The organism is Amycolatopsis sp. DSM 110486, from assembly GCF_019468465.1.
Classification (GTDB): domain Bacteria; phylum Actinomycetota; class Actinomycetes; order Mycobacteriales; family Pseudonocardiaceae; genus Amycolatopsis.
Window position 1 is genome coordinate 5,016,695 of sequence record NZ_CP080519.1, and the last position, 18,306, is coordinate 5,035,000.

General features: G+C 70.7%; 14 protein-coding genes (1 of these 14 running past the window's edge). 8 read left to right on the forward strand and 6 right to left on the reverse strand.

Annotated features, from left to right (window positions below; genetic code table 11):
- Window positions 1-4 precede the first annotated feature (4 nt).
- The gene (locus K1T34_RS24525) at window positions 5-784 is read right to left on the reverse strand and encodes an SDR family NAD(P)-dependent oxidoreductase (RefSeq protein WP_220246533.1); all 780 of its coding nucleotides are present in this window, start codon (window positions 782-784) and stop codon (window positions 5-7) included.
- A 55-nt stretch (window positions 785-839) separates the two neighbouring features.
- Between K1T34_RS24525 and K1T34_RS24530 the strand changes: the two genes are divergently transcribed.
- Window positions 840-1,403, forward strand: coding sequence for a TetR/AcrR family transcriptional regulator (locus K1T34_RS24530; RefSeq protein ID WP_220246534.1), 564 nt, complete (start codon window positions 840-842; stop codon window positions 1,401-1,403).
- On the opposite strand, the gene pip is transcribed toward K1T34_RS24530, so the two are convergent.
- Window positions 1,400-2,353: a prolyl aminopeptidase gene (gene pip, locus K1T34_RS24535; RefSeq protein ID WP_220246535.1), complete on the reverse strand. Its 954-nt coding sequence runs from the start codon at window positions 2,351-2,353 to the stop codon at window positions 1,400-1,402. The genes K1T34_RS24530 and pip overlap by 4 nt on opposite strands.
- 536 nt (window positions 2,354-2,889) lie before the next feature.
- Between pip and K1T34_RS24540 the strand changes: the two genes are divergently transcribed.
- Both K1T34_RS24540 and K1T34_RS24545 read left to right on the forward strand, forming a co-directional pair.
- Window positions 2,890-3,834, forward strand: coding sequence for an undecaprenyl-diphosphate phosphatase (locus K1T34_RS24540; RefSeq protein ID WP_220247387.1), 945 nt, complete (start codon window positions 2,890-2,892; stop codon window positions 3,832-3,834).
- 112 nt (window positions 3,835-3,946) lie between these two features.
- On the forward strand, window positions 3,947-4,789 hold the full coding sequence (locus K1T34_RS24545; RefSeq protein ID WP_220246536.1) for a cytochrome c oxidase assembly protein: 843 nt from the start codon (window positions 3,947-3,949) through the stop codon (window positions 4,787-4,789).
- A 22-nt stretch (window positions 4,790-4,811) separates the two neighbouring features.
- On the opposite strand, the gene panB is transcribed toward K1T34_RS24545, so the two are convergent.
- A complete protein-coding gene (panB, locus tag K1T34_RS24550; protein ID WP_220246537.1) occupies window positions 4,812-5,690 on the reverse strand; it encodes a 3-methyl-2-oxobutanoate hydroxymethyltransferase in 879 nt (292 codons plus the stop codon).
- A 240-nt stretch (window positions 5,691-5,930) separates the two neighbouring features.
- Here panB and lysX point away from each other — a divergent pair, with 240 nt between their 5' ends.
- From lysX to K1T34_RS24565, 3 genes are all read left to right on the forward strand, one after another.
- Window positions 5,931-9,254: a bifunctional lysylphosphatidylglycerol synthetase/lysine--tRNA ligase LysX gene (gene lysX, locus K1T34_RS24555; protein WP_220246538.1), complete on the forward strand. Its 3,324-nt coding sequence runs from the start codon at window positions 5,931-5,933 to the stop codon at window positions 9,252-9,254.
- A gap of 71 nt (window positions 9,255-9,325) precedes the next feature.
- Entirely contained in the window at window positions 9,326-9,904 is a 579-nt protein-coding gene (locus tag K1T34_RS24560) for a hypothetical protein (RefSeq protein ID WP_220246539.1), read from the forward strand.
- Between the two features lie 32 nt (window positions 9,905-9,936).
- Window positions 9,937-10,470 (forward strand): methylated-DNA--[protein]-cysteine S-methyltransferase, encoded by a 534-nt coding sequence (locus tag K1T34_RS24565; protein WP_220246540.1) that lies wholly within the window; start codon window positions 9,937-9,939, stop codon window positions 10,468-10,470.
- 9 nt (window positions 10,471-10,479) lie between these two features.
- Here K1T34_RS24565 and K1T34_RS24570 read toward each other — a convergent pair whose 3' ends face one another.
- Window positions 10,480-12,201 carry an NAD+ synthase gene (locus K1T34_RS24570; protein WP_220246541.1) on the reverse strand — a complete coding sequence of 574 codons (1,722 nt, stop codon included), beginning with the start codon at window positions 12,199-12,201 and terminating at the stop codon, window positions 10,480-10,482.
- 145 nt (window positions 12,202-12,346) lie between these two features.
- On the reverse strand, window positions 12,347-14,686 hold the full coding sequence (secA2, locus tag K1T34_RS24575) for an accessory Sec system translocase SecA2 (RefSeq protein WP_220246542.1): 2,340 nt from the start codon (window positions 14,684-14,686) through the stop codon (window positions 12,347-12,349).
- Between the two features lie 155 nt (window positions 14,687-14,841).
- Here secA2 and K1T34_RS24580 point away from each other — a divergent pair, with 155 nt between their 5' ends.
- Window positions 14,842-16,425 (forward strand): alpha/beta hydrolase, encoded by a 1,584-nt coding sequence (locus K1T34_RS24580; RefSeq protein ID WP_370643838.1) that lies wholly within the window; start codon window positions 14,842-14,844, stop codon window positions 16,423-16,425.
- Between the two features lie 10 nt (window positions 16,426-16,435).
- Here K1T34_RS24580 and K1T34_RS24585 read toward each other — a convergent pair whose 3' ends face one another.
- Window positions 16,436-17,101, reverse strand: coding sequence for an LppX_LprAFG lipoprotein (locus tag K1T34_RS24585; protein ID WP_220246544.1), 666 nt, complete (start codon window positions 17,099-17,101; stop codon window positions 16,436-16,438).
- 90 nt (window positions 17,102-17,191) lie between these two features.
- On the opposite strand from K1T34_RS24585, the gene K1T34_RS24590 reads away from it, so the two are divergent.
- Window positions 17,192-18,306 carry the 5' portion of an MFS transporter gene (locus K1T34_RS24590; protein ID WP_220246545.1) on the forward strand. It continues 166 nt past the right edge of the window, so 1,115 of the gene's 1,281 nt are visible here — the first part of the coding sequence; its start codon is at window positions 17,192-17,194; the stop codon falls past the right edge of the window.

The following is an 18,306-nucleotide window of genomic DNA, read 5'->3' on the forward strand; positions in this document are numbered from 1 at the left end:
GTTCCTAGCTCACCGAGCGGATGGTGCCACCGTCCACGCGGAGGGTGGCCCCGCTGACGTAGTCGCCGTACGGGCTCGCCAGGTACGCCACGGCGCCCGCGATCTCGTCGGGCCGCCCGAAGCGGCCGATGTCGTTGGGCACGAAGTCCTGAGCGGCGTGGGGTTCGATGGTCTCCCAGGTCTCGCCCCAGCCGCGTTCCGGGGCGAGGTCCGTGAGCAGCTTCTGCACGGAGTCCACGAGGATCGCGCCGGGAGCGACCACATTGGACGTCACGCCGGTGTCCTTCAGTTCCCGCGCAAGGGAAACCGCGAGGTTGTGGCGCGCGGCAAGCGTCGCGTTGTAGTGGGGGAGCAGCGCCATCGGCTGACCGGACAGGCCGCCGCCGATCTGGATCACGCGGCCCCAGCCACGTTCGCGCATGCCGGGCACGAGGTGGCGGATCATGCGGACCGACGAGATCACGTTCACCTCGTACGTCCGCGCCCATTCCTCGGGCGTGGCCTCGGCCCAGGTCAGGTGCTGGTAGGCGCCGGCGTTGTTCACGAGCACGTCGATGTCACCGGCTTCCTTCGCGACTTTCGCCGCGCCTTCGTCGGTGGCGAGGTCGCCGATCGCGACGGCTTTCGCGCCGATTTTGTCCGCCACCGCACGGGTTCGGGCTTCGTCGCGGCCGTGGACCACGACGTCCGCGCCTTCTTCCGCGAGCAGCCGCGCGATCGCTTCGCCGAGGCCGGAACTCGAGCCCGTGACGAGTGCGCGGCGGCCGGTCAGGTTGAGGTCCATGGTTCTCCGTTCAGGTCTACGGCTGTAGATTTAATTTTAGTCTACACTGGTAGACATGACTGCACCACGCCGTCGCGACGCCGCGGCGACCCGGGAAGCGATCCTGCGCGCGGGCGTCGAGGCGTTCACGCGCTTCGGCTACGACGGCGTCGGAGTGCGGGAGATCGCGCAGACCGCCGGCGTCACGGCGATGCTCGTGAACCGCTACTTCGGCTCGAAGGAAGGGCTCTTCGCCGAGGTTGTGGAGGTGTCGATGACCGAGCGGACCGTGCTGACGGGCGACCCGGCCACGCTCGCACGCGACGTCGCGGCTTCGCTCGTGTCGCGGACTTCACCGGACGCCGACAGCCTCGACCCGTTCCTGCTGACGCTGCGCTCGGCGCCCAATCCGCGCGCCGCCGAGATCTTGCGCGCGGGCATCGAAAAGCACGTCGAGGCGCACATTCTCGACGTCGTCCCCGGCGTGCGCGGAACCGATCGCGCGGCCGTGGCGCTGTCGCTGATCTCGGGGTTCTGGTTGATGCGCAAGCTGATCGGCAGCACGGCTTTGAACGAGACCGACCAGGCCGCGCTGGCGTCGACGTTGGAAGGACTCTTCCGGCTGCTGCTGGACGTCTAGCGGAAGTCGTCGGTCGCCTGACGCAGCGCGGCCAGCGTGCCCGGGTCGTTCACGGCGTGCCCCGCGCCTTCCGTGATGCGCAGGATCGAGCCGGGCCACGCGCGGTGCAGCTCGTACGCGGTGATCGGCAGGCAGACGGCGTCGTAGCGGCCCTGCACGAGCACGCCCGGCACTCCGGCGAGCTTGCCGGCGTCGCGGATCAGCTGCTCGTCCTCGAGCCAGGCGTCGTGGCTGAAGTAGTGCACCGCCAGCCGCGCGAACGTCAGCGCGAACGACGGATCGGCGTACCGGTTCAGGAACGCTTGTTGCGGCAGCAATGCCACCGTCGCGCCCTCCCAGACGCTCCACGCGATCGCGGCCCGTTCCCGCACGCCGCGGTCGGGGTCGTCGAGCAGCTCGGCGTACCCCGCGAGCGGATCCTTGTGGTGCTCTTCCGGCAGTGGCGCCAGGAAGTCCTCCCACTCGGCGGGGAAGAGGTTCGCCGCGCCGCCGCGGTAGATCCAGTCGAGCTCGCGCTGCCGCGCGGTGAAGATCCCGCGCAGCACCAGCTCCGTCACCTGATCGGGGTAAGTCTGCGCGTACGCCAGCGCGAGCGTCGACCCCCACGACCCTCCGAACACCTGCCAGCGCCGGATGTTCAGCCGCTCCCGCAGCAGCTCCATGTCCGCGACGAGGTGCCACAACGTGTTCGTGCTCAGGTCCGCGTCCGGGTCCTCGACGCTCGGCGTGCTCCGCCCCGCCCCGCGCTGGTCGAACAGGATGATCCGGTACGCGGCGGGGTCGAAATGCCTGCGCGCCATCGGCGCGATCCCGCTCCCGGGCCCGCCGTGCACCACGACCACCGGCTTGCCCTGCGGGTTTCCCGCCTCCTGGCAGTAGATCCGGTGCCCGTCGCCCACGTCGAGCATCCCATCGGCCAATGGCTGCAGCGGCGGGTAGAGGTCGTCCATGCCGATCACTCTGCCGGACCGGCGGCTTTCGCGCGGGAGTCGCGGCGCCGTTCAGCCGAAAGGCCGCGAGTCGTCCGGGTGTCGGCCGGCTCGGTTCGCGCGGGCACCGCTTGCGCCGCCGCCGCGCCTGGCTGTCGCCTCCGCAGAGACACCCTCAGCGCCATTCGCAGAGAAGGTGGAGGCCCGCCCCCGCCGCCGGGCTGAGCGGGCCCCCGTCCGTGTCGCGTCGGTGGCCCACCTGGGAGGTGGCCGCGTCCGCGATTTTCCTTCACCGTGGCGCGGACCTCGGGTGGCGGGTCGCGCGTGAAGCTCCGGCTGCTTCCGGCATCCCGTCCTCCTCGTCGAGGTTCACACCTTCGTGTTGGGGACCACGCTAAGCCACCGCCCGAACACCAGTCAAGGACATGATTCGTGTTCATGGATGTGAACAAGCACAAGGTCGCCGAGGAGGTTCTTTCGCCCCCTTGCCCCGCGTTTACCCGGTAGTGGGTAGCTTGCGCGAGGAAAGGCCGAACCGACGCGAGAAAGGCTCGAGAATGTCCGCGGTCACGTATGTCGAGTCGATCGTCGTCGGCGCGCTGCAAGGCGTGTCGGAATTGTTTCCCGTGTCCAGCCTGGGACACAGCATCCTGTTGCCCGCGGTGATCGGCGGATCGTGGCAGCGTGATCTGAGCATCGGCGAGGATTCGCCTTATCTCGCGGTGCTCGTGGCGATGCACGTGGCCACGGCGCTCGCCCTCGTGCTGTTCTTCTGGCGCGACTGGGTGCGCATCATCGGCGGCCTGTTCTCCTCGATCCGCCACCGCGAGGTCCGCACGGCCGACCAGCGTCTCGCGTGGCTGCTCATCCTCGCGACGATCCCCGTCGGCATCGCCGGCCTGCTGCTCGAAAGCGTGCTACGCGACTTCCTCGGCAAGCCCGTGCCGTCGGCCATCTTCCTCATCCTCAACGGCGGCGTGCTGTATGCGGCCGAACGCTTCTCCCGTGCCGCGCCCAAGGCCGGGATCTCAGGCAGGACAACGGAAGACACGGTCGACTTCAGCGCCGAAGACACCCTCGTCATGCGCGCGATCACGGTCGAGGAAGCCACCGACGCCCGCCTCTCCAAGCTCAGCGTGAAGGAGGCCGTGCTCATCGGCTCGGCCCAGATCCTCGCGCTCCTGCCGGGCATCAGCCGCTCCGGCATCACGATGGTCGCGGGCCTGCGCCGCGGTCTCGGCCACCAGGATTCGGCCCGCTTCGCGTGGCTGCTGGCCACCCCGGTGATCCTCGCCGCGGGCGTGCTGAAACTTCCCTCGCTGTTCACGCCGGAGAACAGCCCGTCGCTCGGCCCGGCGCTCGCCGGAAGTCTGGTGGCCGGTATTGCGTCCTACATTTCTGTCCGTTTTCTCACGAAATACTTCGAAACGCGCACCTTGACGCCGTTCGCCATCTACTGCGTCATCGCCGGAATCGCCAGCCTGCTCGTCTTCAGTTTCTGAGGGCGGTGTCCCGGTCCGATTTCCGGAAGGGGACACTGGCGGTATCGAAACCCCGCTCACCGGCACCACGCTCTTCACGGCCTGGACACCCGACGTCCCGGCCCTGCTCGTCGTGCTCGCCCTCGGCGCGGCTTACGTCGTCGCCGCGCGGAAGCAAGACAGCTGGGCACCCGGCCGGACGACGGCGTTCCTCGCCGGGCTCGCCACGATCGTGCTCGTCACATGCTCGTTCCTCGGCGTCTACGACACCACGCTGTTCTGGGTCCGGGCCACGCAGAACACCGTGCTGCTCATGGTCACGCCGCTGCTGCTCGCCCTCGGCGCGCCGATCACGCTGCTCATGCGCACGGCGCCGCCCGGGCTCGCGCAGTGGTTGCGCCACCACGGCCGCAGCCCGTTCGCGAAGTTCCTGACCTTCCCGCTCACCGTCACGGTCGTGCTCATCGCGCCGTTCGTGATCATCTATCTGACGCCGGTCTACGGGCTCTCGCTCGACTACGCCGTGGTCGGCGGCCTGGTGCGGGTGTTCCTCATCGCCGCCGGGTTCCTCTACTTCTACAGCCGTGTGGCACTCGACCCGACCCCGCGCGGCGGCTCGCACCTCGTGTCGGTCTGGATCTCGTTCACGGAAGTCATCTTCGACGGCGCGCTCGGCCTCGTGCTCTGGCTCGGCCCGCTGCTCGCGCCCGCGCACTACGCCACGGCGCACCCCGGTTGGGGCCCGGACCCGCGCACCGACCAGGTCATCGGCGCCGGCGTGCTGTGGATCGGCGGCGACGTGGCGGGCCTGCCGTTCGTCGGCGCGCTGTTCGTGCGCTGGGTCCGCGACGACCAGAAGCGCGCGAAGCAGATCGACGAGCGCCTCGACGAGGAAGCCGAATCCGGTGAGGCCCCCACGGGCGGCCTCTGGTGGCAGAACGACCCGGAGCTCGCCCAGCGGTTTCGCCGCCGGTGAGCCCCGGGCCGGGGAAAATCACTCAGTGGAACGCGTGCTCCGGCGCCGGGAACTCCCCGCGCCGCACGTCTTCGGCGAACGCCGAGGCCGCACCCTGCAGCACGTCGGCGAGCTCGGCGTAGCGCTTCACGAACCGCGGCGCCTTGCCCCGGCGCAGCCCGGCCATGTCCTGCCACACCAGCACCTGCGCGTCGCAGTCGGGCCCGGCGCCGATGCCGACCGTCGGGATCTTCAGCTCGTGCGTCACGCGCTTCGCGGCTTCGGCGGGCACCATCTCCATCACCACGGCGAACGCGCCGGCCTCCTGCAGCGCCAGCGCGTCGGCGAGCAGCACGTCCGCCGCTTCACCGCGCCCCTGCACCCGGTAGCCGCCGAGGTTGTGTTCACTCTGCGGGGTGAATCCGATGTGGCCCATCACGGGGATGCCGGCCGACGTCAGCGCCTCGACGTGCGCGGCGAACCGGCGCCCGCCTTCCAGCTTCACGGCGTGCGCGCGGCCCTCCTTCATGAACCGCACGGACGTGGCCAGCGCCTGCTCGGGCGAGAGCTGGTAGGAGCCGAACGGCAGGTCGGCCACCACGAGCGCCCGCTTCACCGAGCGCGTCACGGCGCGGACCAGGGGCAGCAGCTCGTCGACCGTCACTGGCAGCGAGGTGTCGTAGCCGAACACGTTGTTGGCCGCGGAGTCGCCGACGAGCAGCACGGGGATGCCGGCCTCGTCGAAGATCTGCGCGGTGTACATGTCGTAGGCGGTGAGCATCGGCCACGGCTCGCCGCGTTCCTTCAGCTCACGCAGGTGGTGCACACGGACTTTGCGCCCGGTCGCCGCGGGTTGCGCGGGCGCGGCGCCGGTTCCGTACGGGGCGGCCACCTCGTCGGATCCGTTCGGATTGGCAGACATCGTCGTCGACCGTCCTTCCCTCGAGGCCTCGGTGAGGTCCCCGGGTCGTGGAGTCAGAACACGTCAAAGCCTGACATGCCCGCCGGTCGGTCCCAAGGTCGTGCGATGAGCTTCACACGCGTGTGGTGTGCTCCGTCAGGAGGATCCCGGCTCAGCCTGCCGGGTGATGACTGCAGACAACCACTGCCGGTCTACTGACGTCTTTGCACCAGTCGTGATGATCACGTGAGAAGGGCACCGATGGGAACCCCAGCGAGCGCGCGCAGGCGCATCCCCGCCTGGAAGGCCAGGGCGGGCGGCCTCGTCGCCACTGTCGTGCAGCTCGCCGCCGTCTTCTCGGTGGTGCTGCTGCTCGCCGGCGGGACCCACGGGCACCTGCTCAACGGCATCGACATGGCCTTCTCGGCCCTCAGCGTGCCGACGAGCGCGAGCCTCGTGATCGTGCTGCTGCTCGTCGTCCTCGGCGCGGCCCTGCGGCGGCGCAAGAAGGCCGCGCTCTACACGTTGCTGCTCTTCCAGGTCGGCGGGCTGCTCATCACGCTCGCGTTCCAGGCGGTGTTGCTGTGGGCGCCCGACCTGCTCGCGCTCGGCCCGCGGCAGATCCGCCACATCCCGATGCAGGTCGGCTTCCTCGCGATCGCCGACGTGCTGTCCGTGCTGCTGATCTCGTTCCTGCTCGTGCTGCGCCCGGCGTTTCCCGCGCGGCTCGCGCCCGGCGCCTGGCGCGACGGGCTGGCGGTGCTCTTCGGCGGCCTGCTCGTGGTGGTCGCGCTCGGCTGGGCGCTCACCGAGGCGTTCCCCGGCACGCTCGGCGACTCGTGGGAACGGCTGGTCTGGGTGGTCAACCACGCCACCGGTGAGAACCTGCAGCTGCGCAAGATCGGCGTCGGCGAGGGCCCGGCGTGGATCGACGTGGTGCTCGACCTCGGCGCGACCTTCGTGGCCACCGGCGCGCTGTACACGCTCTTCCGCGGTGTTCGGCACCGTCGTCAGCGCACCGACGACGAAGAGTTGGCGCTGCGCCGCCTGCTCGCGGAGTTCGGCGATGACGACTCCCTCGGCTACTTCGCCACGCGCCGGGACAAGAGCGTGGTCTTCTCGCCCAACGGCCGCGCGGCCGTGACCTACCGCGTGCTCGGCGGCACCAGCGTCGCCAGCGCCGACCCGATCGGCGACCCGGACGCGTGGCCCGACGCCGTGCGGGCGTGGCTCGACGAAACCCGTTCGTACGGCTGGATTCCCGGCGTCCTCGGCGCCAGCGAGCGCGGCGCGAAGGTCTACGCGGCCGCGGGCCTGCGCGCGCTGGAGATCGGCGACGAAGCGGTGCTCGACGTCCGCGAGTTCTCCCTGACCGGGCCCGAGCGCAAGTCCGTGCGCCAGGCCGTGAAGCGGATCGAACGCGCGGGTTACACCGCGCGCGTGCGCCGCCACGGCGAAATCTCCGACGACGAGATGCAGGGCCTGCTCGGGCGGGCGCAGCAGTGGCGCGGCGCGGAGTCCGAACGCGGCTTCTCGATGGCGCTGGGCCGCCTCGGCGACGCCAGCGATGCCCGCAGTGTGATGGTCGAGGCCTACGACGGCGAGGGCGAGCTGCGCGGCCTGCTGTCCTTCGTGCCGTGGGGCCGGCGGGGCCTCTCGCTCGATCTCATGCGCCGTGACCGCGGGGCGGAAAACGGCCTCAACGAGTTCATGATCGCCGAGGTCGTCGCGGCCGCGCAGCACCTCGGCGCGCAGCGGATCTCCCTCAACTTCGCCATGTTCCGCGCGGTCTTCGCCGAGGGGGAGCGCATCGGCGCCGGTCCCGTGCTGCGCCTGTGGCGTTCGGTGCTGGGCCTGGCGTCGCGGTTCTTCCAGCTGGAGTCGCTGTACCGCTCCAACGCGAAGTACGGCCCGGGCTGGGAACCGCGCTTCCTCTGCTACTCCTCGGCCCGCCGCTTGCCGCGCGTCGGCATCGTCGCCGGCGCGCTGGAGGGGTTCGTGCCCACGGGCCGCTCGCGCGTGCTGCGGCTCGAAACGGTGAGCGACGAGTTCGTGGCCAAGGTCCGGCGCATCGAGGACGGCGCCGCCCGCGTCGCCCCGAAGGCCGCGCGCCGTCCGGAGCAGGTGCGCGTGCGCGTCGCGAAGCTGGACAAACTGCGCGATCTCGGCGTGGATCCGTACCCCGTCGGCTTCAGGCGCGAAGACCTGCTGGGCGAGGTCGTGGGCAAGTTCGCCGAGCTGCCGGCGGATTCGCGCACCGGGCACCGCGTGCGCGTGGCCGGCCGGGTGCTCGCGCTGCGGACGCTCGGCGGCCTGTGTTTCGCGCGCATCAAGGACTTTTCGGGCGAATTGCAGCTGATGCTCGACGCCGCGGTGCTCGACCTCTCGGGCTGGCGCACGGGTGTGGACCTCGGTGACCACGTCGGCGTGAGCGGAGAGGTGGTCACCTCGCGCCGAGGCGAGCTGTCCGTGCTCGTCGACGAGTGGACGGTCACCGCGAAGTGCCTGCACCCGTTGCCGGACAAACGAAAGGGCCTCACCGACCCCGAGACGCGCGTGCGCCAGCGCTACCTCGACCTGGCCGTGAACCCGGAGTCGGCGCACCTGCTGCGGCTGCGGTCCACGGTGGTCCGCGCCGTGCGCGAGCGGCTGCACCAGGGTGACTACCTCGAGGTCGAGACGCCGATGCTGCAGACCGTCCACGGTGGAGCCAACGCGCGGCCGTTCGTCACGCACATCAACGCCTACGACATGCGGATGTACCTGCGCATCGCGCCGGAGCTCTACCTCAAGCGCCTGTGCGTCGCCGGCGTCGAGCGCGTCTTCGAGCTCAACCGCAACTTCCGCAACGAAGGCGTCGACGCGACGCACAACCCCGAGTTCACGATGCTCGAGGCGTACCAGGCCTACGCCGACTACAACTCGATGCGCGACCTCACCCGCGAGCTGGTGCAGCACGCGGCCGAAGCGGCCTTCGGCGCGCAGATCGTGCGCCGCCACGACGCCGACGGCCACGTGACCGAGTACGACATTTCCGGCGACTGGCCGGTGATCCCCGTGCACGAGGCCGTTTCGGCGGCGCTCGGCGAGGAGATCGACTCGGGTACGTCGGTGGCCACGCTCCGGCGGCTCTGCACCGCGGCCGGTGTGCCGGTGGGGGAGGACGCCGGGCACGGTGACCTGGTGCTGAAGGCCCACGAGCACCTCGTCGAGGGCTCGACGGTGATGCCGACCTTCTACACCGACTACCCCACGGACGTTTCGCCGCTGACCCGCCGGCACCGCCGCGACCCGCTGCTGGCCGAGCGCTGGGACCTCATCGCGTTCGGCTCGGAGGTCGGCACCGCGTACACCGAGCTCACGGACCCGATCGAACAGCGCCGCCGGCTGGAAGCCCAGTCGCTGCGCGCCGCGAGCGGCGACGTCGAGGCGATGGAGCTCGACGAAGACTTCCTGCTCGCGCTCGAACACGGCATGCCGCCGACGGGCGGGCTCGGCCTCGGCGTCGACCGGCTGCTGATGATGCTCAGCGGCGCGTCGATCCGGCAGACGGTGCTGTTCCCGTTCGTGCGCCCGCACGCCTGAGGAACGTTGCGACCAGGGAAAAAGTGACACCTCCGCGCGCAACGTCGCACCGCTTCGCTTAGGGTGTGGGCGTGCGTACTGCGCGACTCGCCGCGGTCGCCCTGGTCGGGCTCGGGGTGGTGGTCTATTCCGCCTGGCTGCTCGAATTCTTCCTGCCCACCGGCGTATCGCCGGCCCAGCAGACCGTCGAGGAGTTGCTGCGGGCGGTTCCGCTGTTCCGGATCACCACCGGGGTCGCGGGCTTCGCCTTCGTGCTCGCCTGCCCACCGCTGTTGCGCCTGGTGCCGGTGCACTGGACGGGCCGGGTCGCCGCGATCACGCTCGCGCTCTTCGGCCTCGTCCTGATCGTCGACGCGCTGGTGCCGGGCACGATCGCCGCGCAGCTGCTGGAGAACCTCGCGTTCGTGGGGGGCTCGTTCAGCCTCGTGTTCTGGTGGCCGCCGCCGTGGCGCGAGTGGGCGCTGGCCGGGTTCGCGCTGGTGCTCCTCACCTGGGCGCTGGTCCTCGTCGCGTCGCTGCTCGGGCCGGGACACCTGGCCGGCGTGTTCAGCCGCGTGCAGCTCGGGGTGCGGGCCGTGCTGATGGGCTCGGGCGTCGCGTACATCGTCATCACGCCCCTGCCGCGCTTCGCCTCGCGTCCCGTTCGCTGAGTTTTGTCGGGGGTCGCTCGTACCCTGGGCAGATGACGTCCGGATACACCGTTTTCGACACGCCACTGGGCGCGTGTGGGCTGGCCTGGCGCGAAGGGGCCATCATCGGCACCGCGCTCCCGGGCAGCTCGCCCGCGAGCACCCGGGCCTTCCTCGCCCGGCGGTTCCCCGACGCCACGGAAGCGGTGCCGCCGCCGGAAATCCAGACCGCCGTCGAGCTGATCACCGCGCTGTTGTCGGGCGGCCAACCCGACCTGTCCGGCCTTCCGCTGGCGTTGGACGACGTCCCGGAGTTCAACCGCCGTGCCTACGTTGCGGCGCTGCGGATCCCACCCGGCAAAACCAAGACCTACGGCGATCTGGCCCACGAGCTCGGCCTCCCGGGCGCCGCCCAAGCCGTGGGGCAGGCCATGGGCAACAACCCGTTCCCGATCATCGTGCCGTGCCACCGCGTGCTCGCGGCCGGCGGCAAACACGGCGGCTTCTCGGCCCCTGGCGGCGTCGAGACCAAGCGGCGGATGCTCGTGATCGAAGGCGCGCTGCCCGACGAACCGACGCTTTTCTAGACGCTGTGCTCAGGCTTTCCGCTCGCGCCACGCGTTCGTGATCGGCAGCCGCCGGTCGCGGCCGAAGGCCTTGAACGTGATCTTCGTGCCCGGCGGGTACTGCCGGCGCTTGTACTCCGCGCGGTCGACCATCCGCACGACCCGGTCGATGGTCTCCGGCTCGAACCCGGCGGCCACGAGGTCGGCGTAGCCGCGGTCGCCCTCCACGTAGTCGTCGAGGATGTCGTCGAGCAACGCGTAGTCCGGCAGCGAGTCGGTGTCCACCTGGCCGGGCGCGAGCTCGGCCGACGGCGGTTTGGTGATCGAGCTCTCCGGGATCGGCGGGGTTTCGCCGCGCTTGGCCGCCTCGTCGTTGCGCCAGCGCGCGAGCTGCCAGACGTGCGTTTTGAACACGTCCTTGATCGGCGCGAACCCTCCCACCGCGTCGCCGTAGATCGTGGAGTAGCCCACGGCCAGCTCGGTCTTGTTGCCGGTGGCGAGCACGAGGTGTCCGTCCAGGTTGGACAGTGCCATGAGGAGCATGCCCCGCGTGCGGGCTTGGATGTTCTCCTCCGCGAGCCCGGTCAGCGCCAGCTGGTCCACGTAGACCTTCACCATGTCCTCGACCGGCTCCACGCGGTAGTGCGCGCCGATGCGCCGCGCGAGGTCGGCGGCGTCGTCCTTCGAGTGCGCGGACGAGTACTTCGACGGCATCGAGACGCCGTACACGTTGTCGCCGCCGAGCGCGTCGGCCGCCAGGGCCGCACAGACCGCGGAGTCGATGCCGCCGGAGAAGCCGAACGTCACCGACGAGAAGCCGTTCTTGTGCACGTAGTCGCGCAGCCCGATCACGAGCGCCGACCACACCTCGGCCTCGTCCGAAAGCGGCTCGCTGATCACGGGATCCGTCAGCGGCGGGTACGCGGGCAGCGGCTCGGCGCTCAGCACGCGCCGGTGGACGTGCAGGCCCGCGAGGGCGCCGTCGCCCGCGTGGCCGCCCGAGGTCAAGTCCATGTCCACCACCAGCAGGTGCTCCACGAACTGCGGCGCTCGTGCGAGCAGCTTGCCGTCGGCGCCGACCACGAGCGAGTCGCCGTCGAACACGAGGTCGTCCTGGCCGCCGACCTGGTTCGTGTAGACCAGCGGCGCGCCCGCCTCGGCCGCGCGCCGGGCCACGAGCGGCAGCCGCTGCTCGTCCTTCGACCGCTCGTAGGGCGACGCGTTGGGCGCCACGACCAGGTCGACACCGGCCTTGCCGAGCGCGGAGATCGGGCCGCCGTCCTGCCAGATGTCCTCGCAGATCACCATGCCGATGTCGATGCCGTGCAGCCGCACGACCTCCAGCTCCGTGCCCGGCTTGAAGTAGCGGTGCTCGTCGAACACGCCGTAGTTGGGCAGGTGGTGCTTGTACTGCTTCGCCACGACCTCGCCGCGGAACAGCGCGGCGGCCGCGTCGCGCGGGCCGGCCTCGTCGTGGTCGAGGTAACCGACGTAGGTGAGCACTTCGCCGCAGCCCGCGTCGTCCAGCCGGCGGGCCAGCTCGTCCAGCGAATTGCGCGAAGCCTGCGCGAACGTGGCCCGGAACGCCAGGTCCTCCACGGGATAACCCGTCTGGGACATCTCCGGGAACACGACGACGTGGGCGCCGGCCTCGGCGGCGCGGCGGGTCCACTCGATCGTGCGCGCGGTGTTGCCGTCGACGTCGCCGACGGTGGGGTTGACCTGGGCCAAGGCGATGCGCAGCTGCGGCATGCGGTCATTCTGACCCGGCCGCGCGCCCGGGACCGAGCGAATGTGGGCAAATCTGCACAGCCTGGCCTGGCCGGAGCCGAGCGAATGTGGGCAAAAAGAAACCCGGCCACCGACGTGGGTGACCGGGCTCTTCACGAAACCGGGATCAGGACTTCTTCATCCGCATCATGCTGCGCACCTTCTTCACCGTCTGCTCGAAGTCCGAGTCGAACGGGTTGTCGTGCACCAGGTAGGTCCACGTCGTGTTCGCCCGCCGCACGCCGGCGTCGGCGAGATCGATGCCGTCGTCGGTGATCTCGGCTTCCTCGAGCGTCTTCGACGCGCGCGCCGCCGACTCCGCGATGATCTTGTGGAACTCCGGGATCGCCGCGCGGTGGAACTCGTCGAGCGGCGTCTCGCGGGCCAGCGCCCGCAGGTGGATGCTCTCGCGCACGTCGGTCAGGTACGCGAGGTGGTCGGACCAGAGCTGGTCGAGGTGGAACAGCACGACCTCGCGGGAGAGCTGTTCGAGCCGCTCGGTGTCGTCGAGCTTCTCCTTCACCTCGGCGAACTTTTCCGGCTGAGCCTTCTCCAGCTCCTCGGACGCGAACGCCGTGTGCAGCACCTTGTCGCGGTGTTCCAGCAGCTCGGTGCGCTGCCGCTCGATCAGCCGCGTGTAGCGCCAGGTGTTGCGGTGGATCTCCAGGTCGACGCCCTCGGCCACGCGCTGGGCGTGGTTGATCTGCCGCACCGCCGCCGGGTCGGTGATCTCCCCGGTCTCGGTGTCGGCGTCGATGCCCTCGGGGATGTCGGGCGCGTTGGAGAGCACCAGGTCGTCGTTGAGGCTCGCGAAGAAGATCGCGCTGCCCGGGTCACCCTGCCGGCCGGACCGGCCGCGCAGCTGGCCGTCGAGGCGGCTCGACGGGTACCGCGCGGTGCCGATCACGTGCAGGCCGCCCAGCTCGGCGACCTCCTCGCGGCTCGCGCCCTCGGTGCCGCCGAGGCGGATGTCGGTACCGCGGCCGGCCATCTGCGTGGACACGGTGACCGCGCCCTTCTTGCCGGCCTCGGCGATGATGGCGGCCTCTTCGGCGTCGTTGCGCGCGTTGAGCACCACGCACGGCAGGTCGACCTTCGCGAGCTTGTCGGCCAGCTCCTCGGACTCGGCCACGTCCTGGGTGCCCACGAGGATGGGCCGCCCGGTCTCGTGCACCTTCCGGATCTCCTCCTCGATCGCGCGCAGCTTCTGCGACGGCGATCCGAAGATCCGGTCCGGCTGGTCCTCGCGGACGTTCGGGGTGTTCGGCGGGATCACCGCGACCTCGAGGCTGTAGAACTCGCGCAGCTGCTCGGCCACGGCCACGGCCGTCCCGGTCATGCCCGCCACCGACGGGTAGCGCGCGAGCAGCGCCTGCACCGTGATCGAGTCGAGGATCTCGCCGCGGTCGGTGGCCGCCACCTGCTCCTTCGCCTCGACGGCGGCCTGCAGGCCGTCCGGCCAGCGCTGCAGCTCGGCGACGCGGCCGCGGGCGGCGTTGATGAGCTGCACCTTGCCGTCGCGCACGAGGTAGTCGACGTCGCGGGTGAGCAGCGCGTGGGCGTGCAGCGCGACGTTCACCGCGGCCAGTCGGTCGGAGCCCGAGTCGCCGTAGAGGTCGATGCCGCCGAGCGACTTCTCGACCACGGACGCGCCGGCGGTGGTGAGCCACGCGTTGCGGCCGTCGGTGTCGGTCTCGTAGTGCAGGCCGAGACGCAGCCGGCGCACGACCGTGGCGACCTCTTCGTCGGCGTCGTTGTGGTCGATCGAGCCGGCCATCACGAGCGGCACGCGGGCCTCGTCGACCAGCACGGAGTCGGCCTCGTCGACGATCGCCACCTCGGGTGCGCCCTGCACCAGATCGTCGACGGCCGTCACGAGCCGGTCGCGCAGCACGTCGAAGCCGATCTCGGCCACGGCGCCGTAGGTGACCTGCTTGCCGTAGGCGTCCTTGCGCTCGTCGCGGCTATGCGCGGGCTCGACCCAGCCGACGGTCACCGAGAGCAGGTCGTAGACGGGTTTCATCCACTCGGCGTCGCGTCGGGCGAGGTAGTCGTTGACGGTGACGACGTGCACGCGGTTGCCGCGCAGGGCGTACCCCGCGGCCGCCAGCGCTCCGGCGAGCGTCTTGCCCTCACCGGTCTCCATCTGCACCACGTGCCCGGTGAGCAGACCCATCGTGCCGAGGACCTGCACGTCGAACGCGCGCTCGCCGAGCGCGCGCCGCGCGGCCTCACGGCCGAGGGCGCAGGTCTCCACCAGCTGGTCGTCGTTGAACACCTTCGCGCCACCGAGGTCCTCACGCAGCTTTTCGGCGCGTTCGGTGAGCTCGGCGTCCGAGAGCTTCTCGAGGTCGGGTTCGAGCTTCGCGACTGCGGGCAGCAGCGCTTCGTAGCGGGTCAGCTCGACGCTGCCCGGCCGCTGGATGATCCGGCGGAGCCGCTTGCCCACCCGGCTGATCAGTGCCACCCCTGGTCTCCCGTCCTGTTGCTCGTGTCTCCGACCGCCGCTGGTCCACCCGACGCTGACTACCCAACGCGCCGGTGGTGCGTCGGAGTTCCGTCGCCGGATGGCACGATCAAACCGTGTCTCCCCTTGCCAGCGCCAGCTCTCGCGCCCACCGGATCGCCGCTCTCGCGGCGGCCGTACTGCTCGGCGGCACGCTAGCCGCGTGCACGTCGAACGACGGTCAGGTCGCGCCCTCGCCGACCACGGAATCGCATCCGCCCGTGGGCCCGGTGCCCGCGGGATTGGCGCGCTTCTACGGCCAGAGCATGACCTGGGCCGACTGCGCACCCTACGCGACCTCGGACGACGCGCAGTCCGCCTTCCGCGCGTCCGGGATCCAGTGCGCTCGGCTGACCGTCCCGCTGGACTATGACAAACCGGACGGACAGACCATCACGCTCGGCGTCCTGCGGCACAAAGCGAGCGAACCGGACGACCGCATCGGCTCGCTGGTGGTCAACCCGGGCGGTCCCGGCGCGTCCGGCATGGTCGCCGCGGCCGGCTTGATCGACCAGGTCAAGAACAACGACCTCGGCAAACGCTTCGACCTCGTCGGCTTCGACCCGCGCGGCATCGGCGCGAGCGAACCGCAGATCCGCTGCCTCACCGACAGCGAGCGCGACGCGGACCGCGCCGACGACAGCGAAACCGACGGCACGCCCGCCGGCGTCGCGAAGCAGGAGACGCAGGAAAAAGACTTCGCCGCCAAGTGCGCCCAGCGCACCAAACTCGGCGACGACATGCTCGAACACGTCGGCACCCGCGACGGCGCGAAGGACCTGGACGTCCTTCGGTCGGTGCTCGGCGACGAGAAGCTGACCTACCTCGGCTACTCCTACGGCACCCTCCTCGGCTCGACCTACGCCGAGGACTTCCCACGCAACGTCCGCGCGCTCGTCCTCGACGGCGCCGTCGACCCGACGCAGGACCCGGAAGACTCGCTCGTCGCGCAGGGCCAGGGCTTCGGCGTCGCGTTCGGTGAGTTCGCGAAGTGGTGTGCCGCTCAGCAGGACTGCGCGCTCGGCAACAACCCGGCCGCGGCGACCAAGGCGTTCCAGGACCTGACGCGGCCGCTGATCGACTTCCCGGTGCCAGTGGGCGACGGGCGCAAGCTGTCGTACGAGGACGCCACCACCGGCGCCATCCAGGCGCTCTACCAGCAGAACCTCTGGGACTACCTCAACACCGGCCTCAACGAGCTGCGCAACCAGCGCGGCGCCACGCTCGAGCAGCTCGCCGACATCTACAACGAGCGCGGCCCCGACGGGCGCTACGGCACCACGCAGGACGCCTTCACCGCGATCCGCTGCGTCGACGACCCGCGCGTCACGGACCCCAAGACGATCCTCGACGCGCAGCAGAAGTACGAGCAGGTGGCGCCGTTCCTCGACGACGGCCGCCCGGCCAGCTCCGCGCGCGACGCGTGCGCCTTCTGGCCCGTGCCGAACACCATGACGCCGCACGAACCGCAGGTCGAAGGGCTGCCCAAGACGCTCACGGTCTCGACGACCAACGACCCGGCCACGCCGTACCAGGCGGGTGTCAACCTCGCGAAGGCGCTGAAGGGCGCGCTGCTCACCTTCGAGGGCACGCAGCACACGGCGTTCCTGCAGGGCAACGCGTGCGTGGACAAGGCGGGAATCGCCTACCTCGTCGACGGCACGGTGCCGGCCGACGGGACGCGTTGCGCGGGCAGCTAGGCCGCGGTGATCAGGTCCGGGGAGCCGGGATGGGCTGGTTCTCGTTCGAGAGCGTGACCTCGAACATCACCGGGCTGTCCTTCTCCGTCGGGGGCGGGACCTGCAGCCAGAACCGGGCGAACCGCCGCGGCTCGGCGGCGGTGACCCACACCTTCACGTTCACGTCCGAGTGAATCTGGGGGAGCAGCCGCGTGGCCACCTTCTCGGGCAGGACCCCGCCGACGCGGTAGGTGTCGAGGCCGTGCACGGGCTCGCGGGTCTCGGTCTGCGGGTTGCCGAGTGAGCTGAGCAGGTGCGCGAGCCCGCTGTCGGGGCCGAGGAAGTCTCCGACGGTGAACGTCGCCGGGCCCGACCAGGTCGCGCCGGTGCTGTCGTGCGTGGTGGCGTGGGTGCCGTCGAGGACGAAGGAGAGCTTCCGGTCGCTCGTGGCGTTCTCCAGCTCGGCGGTGCCGGCCGCGTGGCCGCCGTCGTCGAGCGTCGCGTCGCCGTCGACGGTGCTCAGCGGCAGGCCGGGCAGCACGCCGTTCACGACCACGGAGAAGTGCAGGCTGCGCACGCCGGCGAAGTTCGCTCCGGCCGCGCCGAGCAGGTCACCGGCCGGGGGCAGCGAGGGCGCTGTGCACCCGCCGACGAGTCCGAGGAGCAGCAGCACCGGCAGGAAGCGTCGGCAGCGCATGGCGGTGAGACTACCCGTGGCCCGATCCTTTCGGACGGTGTCCTTCAAGCCACTGTCCAGGACGCCGAAGACGAATCAGACTCATCTCCCGTGACCGTCGAGACTCGTACCGCGCCCCGCGTCCACCGAGCCTGGTTCGTGGCCGCGGCCGCGTTCATCGCGCTGCTGGCCGCGGCCGGGTTCCGCGCCGCGCCGAGCGTGCTGATCGACCCGCTGCACGAGGAGTTCGGCTGGTCCCGCGCGACCATCGGGCTCGCGGTCTCCGTCAACCTCGTGCTCTACGGCGTCTTCGCGCCCTTCGCGGCCGCGTTGATGGAGCGCTTCGGCATCCGCCGCGTCGCCGCGACCGCGTTGTTCGTGGTCGCGCTCGGGGCCGGCGGCACGGTGTTCATGAGCACGAGCTGGGAGCTCATCCTGTGCTGGGGCGTGCTCGTCGGCGCCGGCACGGGCTCGATGGCCATGAGCTTCGCCGCGACCGTCACCACGCGCTGGTTCGTGCGCCACCGCGGCGCCGTGACCGGCATCCTCACCGCGGCCGGCTCGACGGGTCAGCTCGTGTTCCTGCCGGTGGTCGCCACGCTGGCCGTGAACGACGGCTGGCGCACGGCGTCGCTGGTCATCGCCATCGCGGCGCTCGCGGTGGTCCCCGTCGTGCTGCTCGTGGTGCGCGACCACCCGGCCGACCTGGACACCGTCGCGTACGGCGCGCCGGAGGGCACGGAGGTGGCCCACCCGGAGGTCAAGCGCGGTTCGGCGGGCCGGGCGATCAGCGTGCTGTTCCAGGCCATGCGCTCACGCTCGTTCTGGCTGCTGGCCGTCGGCTTCGCGATTTGCGGGGCGACCACCAACGGCCTGGTCGGCACCCACTTCGTGCCGGCCGCGCACGACCACGGCATGCCGCAGACCACCGCGGCGAGCCTGCTCGCGCTCGTCGGTGTGTTCGACGTGGTGGGGACGGTCGTGTCCGGCCGGCTCACCGACCGCGTCGACCCGCGCATCCTGCTCGGCGTGTACTACGCGCTGCGCGGTCTCTCGCTCGCGTTGCTGCCGCAGCTGCTCACCGACTCCGTGCAGCCCAGCATGTGGGCGTTCATCCTTTTCTACGGTCTCGACTGGGTCGCCACGGTCCCGCCGACGGTCGCGCTCTGCATCCGCTCCTTCGGCGAGGCCGGCCCGATCGTGTTCGGCTGGGTCTTCGCGTGCCA

What these genes read in the sequence shown, in the direction of transcription:
- lysX (WP_220246538.1), top strand. Translation starts at nt 5,931, where the DNA reads ATGGGAACCCCAGCGAGCGCGCGCAGGCGCATCCCCGCCTGGAAGGCC.
- K1T34_RS24570 (WP_220246541.1), bottom strand. Translation starts at nt 12,201, where the DNA reads ATGCCGCAGCTGCGCATCGCCTTGGCCCAGGTCAACCCCACCGTCGGC.
- K1T34_RS24525 (WP_220246533.1), bottom strand. Translation starts at nt 784, where the DNA reads ATGGACCTCAACCTGACCGGCCGCCGCGCACTCGTCACGGGCTCGAGT.
- K1T34_RS24540 (WP_220247387.1), top strand. Translation starts at nt 2,890, where the DNA reads ATGTCCGCGGTCACGTATGTCGAGTCGATCGTCGTCGGCGCGCTGCAA.
- K1T34_RS24530 (WP_220246534.1), top strand. Translation starts at nt 840, where the DNA reads ATGACTGCACCACGCCGTCGCGACGCCGCGGCGACCCGGGAAGCGATC.
- panB (WP_220246537.1), bottom strand. Translation starts at nt 5,690, where the DNA reads ATGTCTGCCAATCCGAACGGATCCGACGAGGTGGCCGCCCCGTACGGA.
- K1T34_RS24565 (WP_220246540.1), top strand. Translation starts at nt 9,937, where the DNA reads ATGACGTCCGGATACACCGTTTTCGACACGCCACTGGGCGCGTGTGGG.
- K1T34_RS24585 (WP_220246544.1), bottom strand. Translation starts at nt 17,101, where the DNA reads ATGCGCTGCCGACGCTTCCTGCCGGTGCTGCTGCTCCTCGGACTCGTC.
- pip (WP_220246535.1), bottom strand. Translation starts at nt 2,353, where the DNA reads ATGGACGACCTCTACCCGCCGCTGCAGCCATTGGCCGATGGGATGCTC.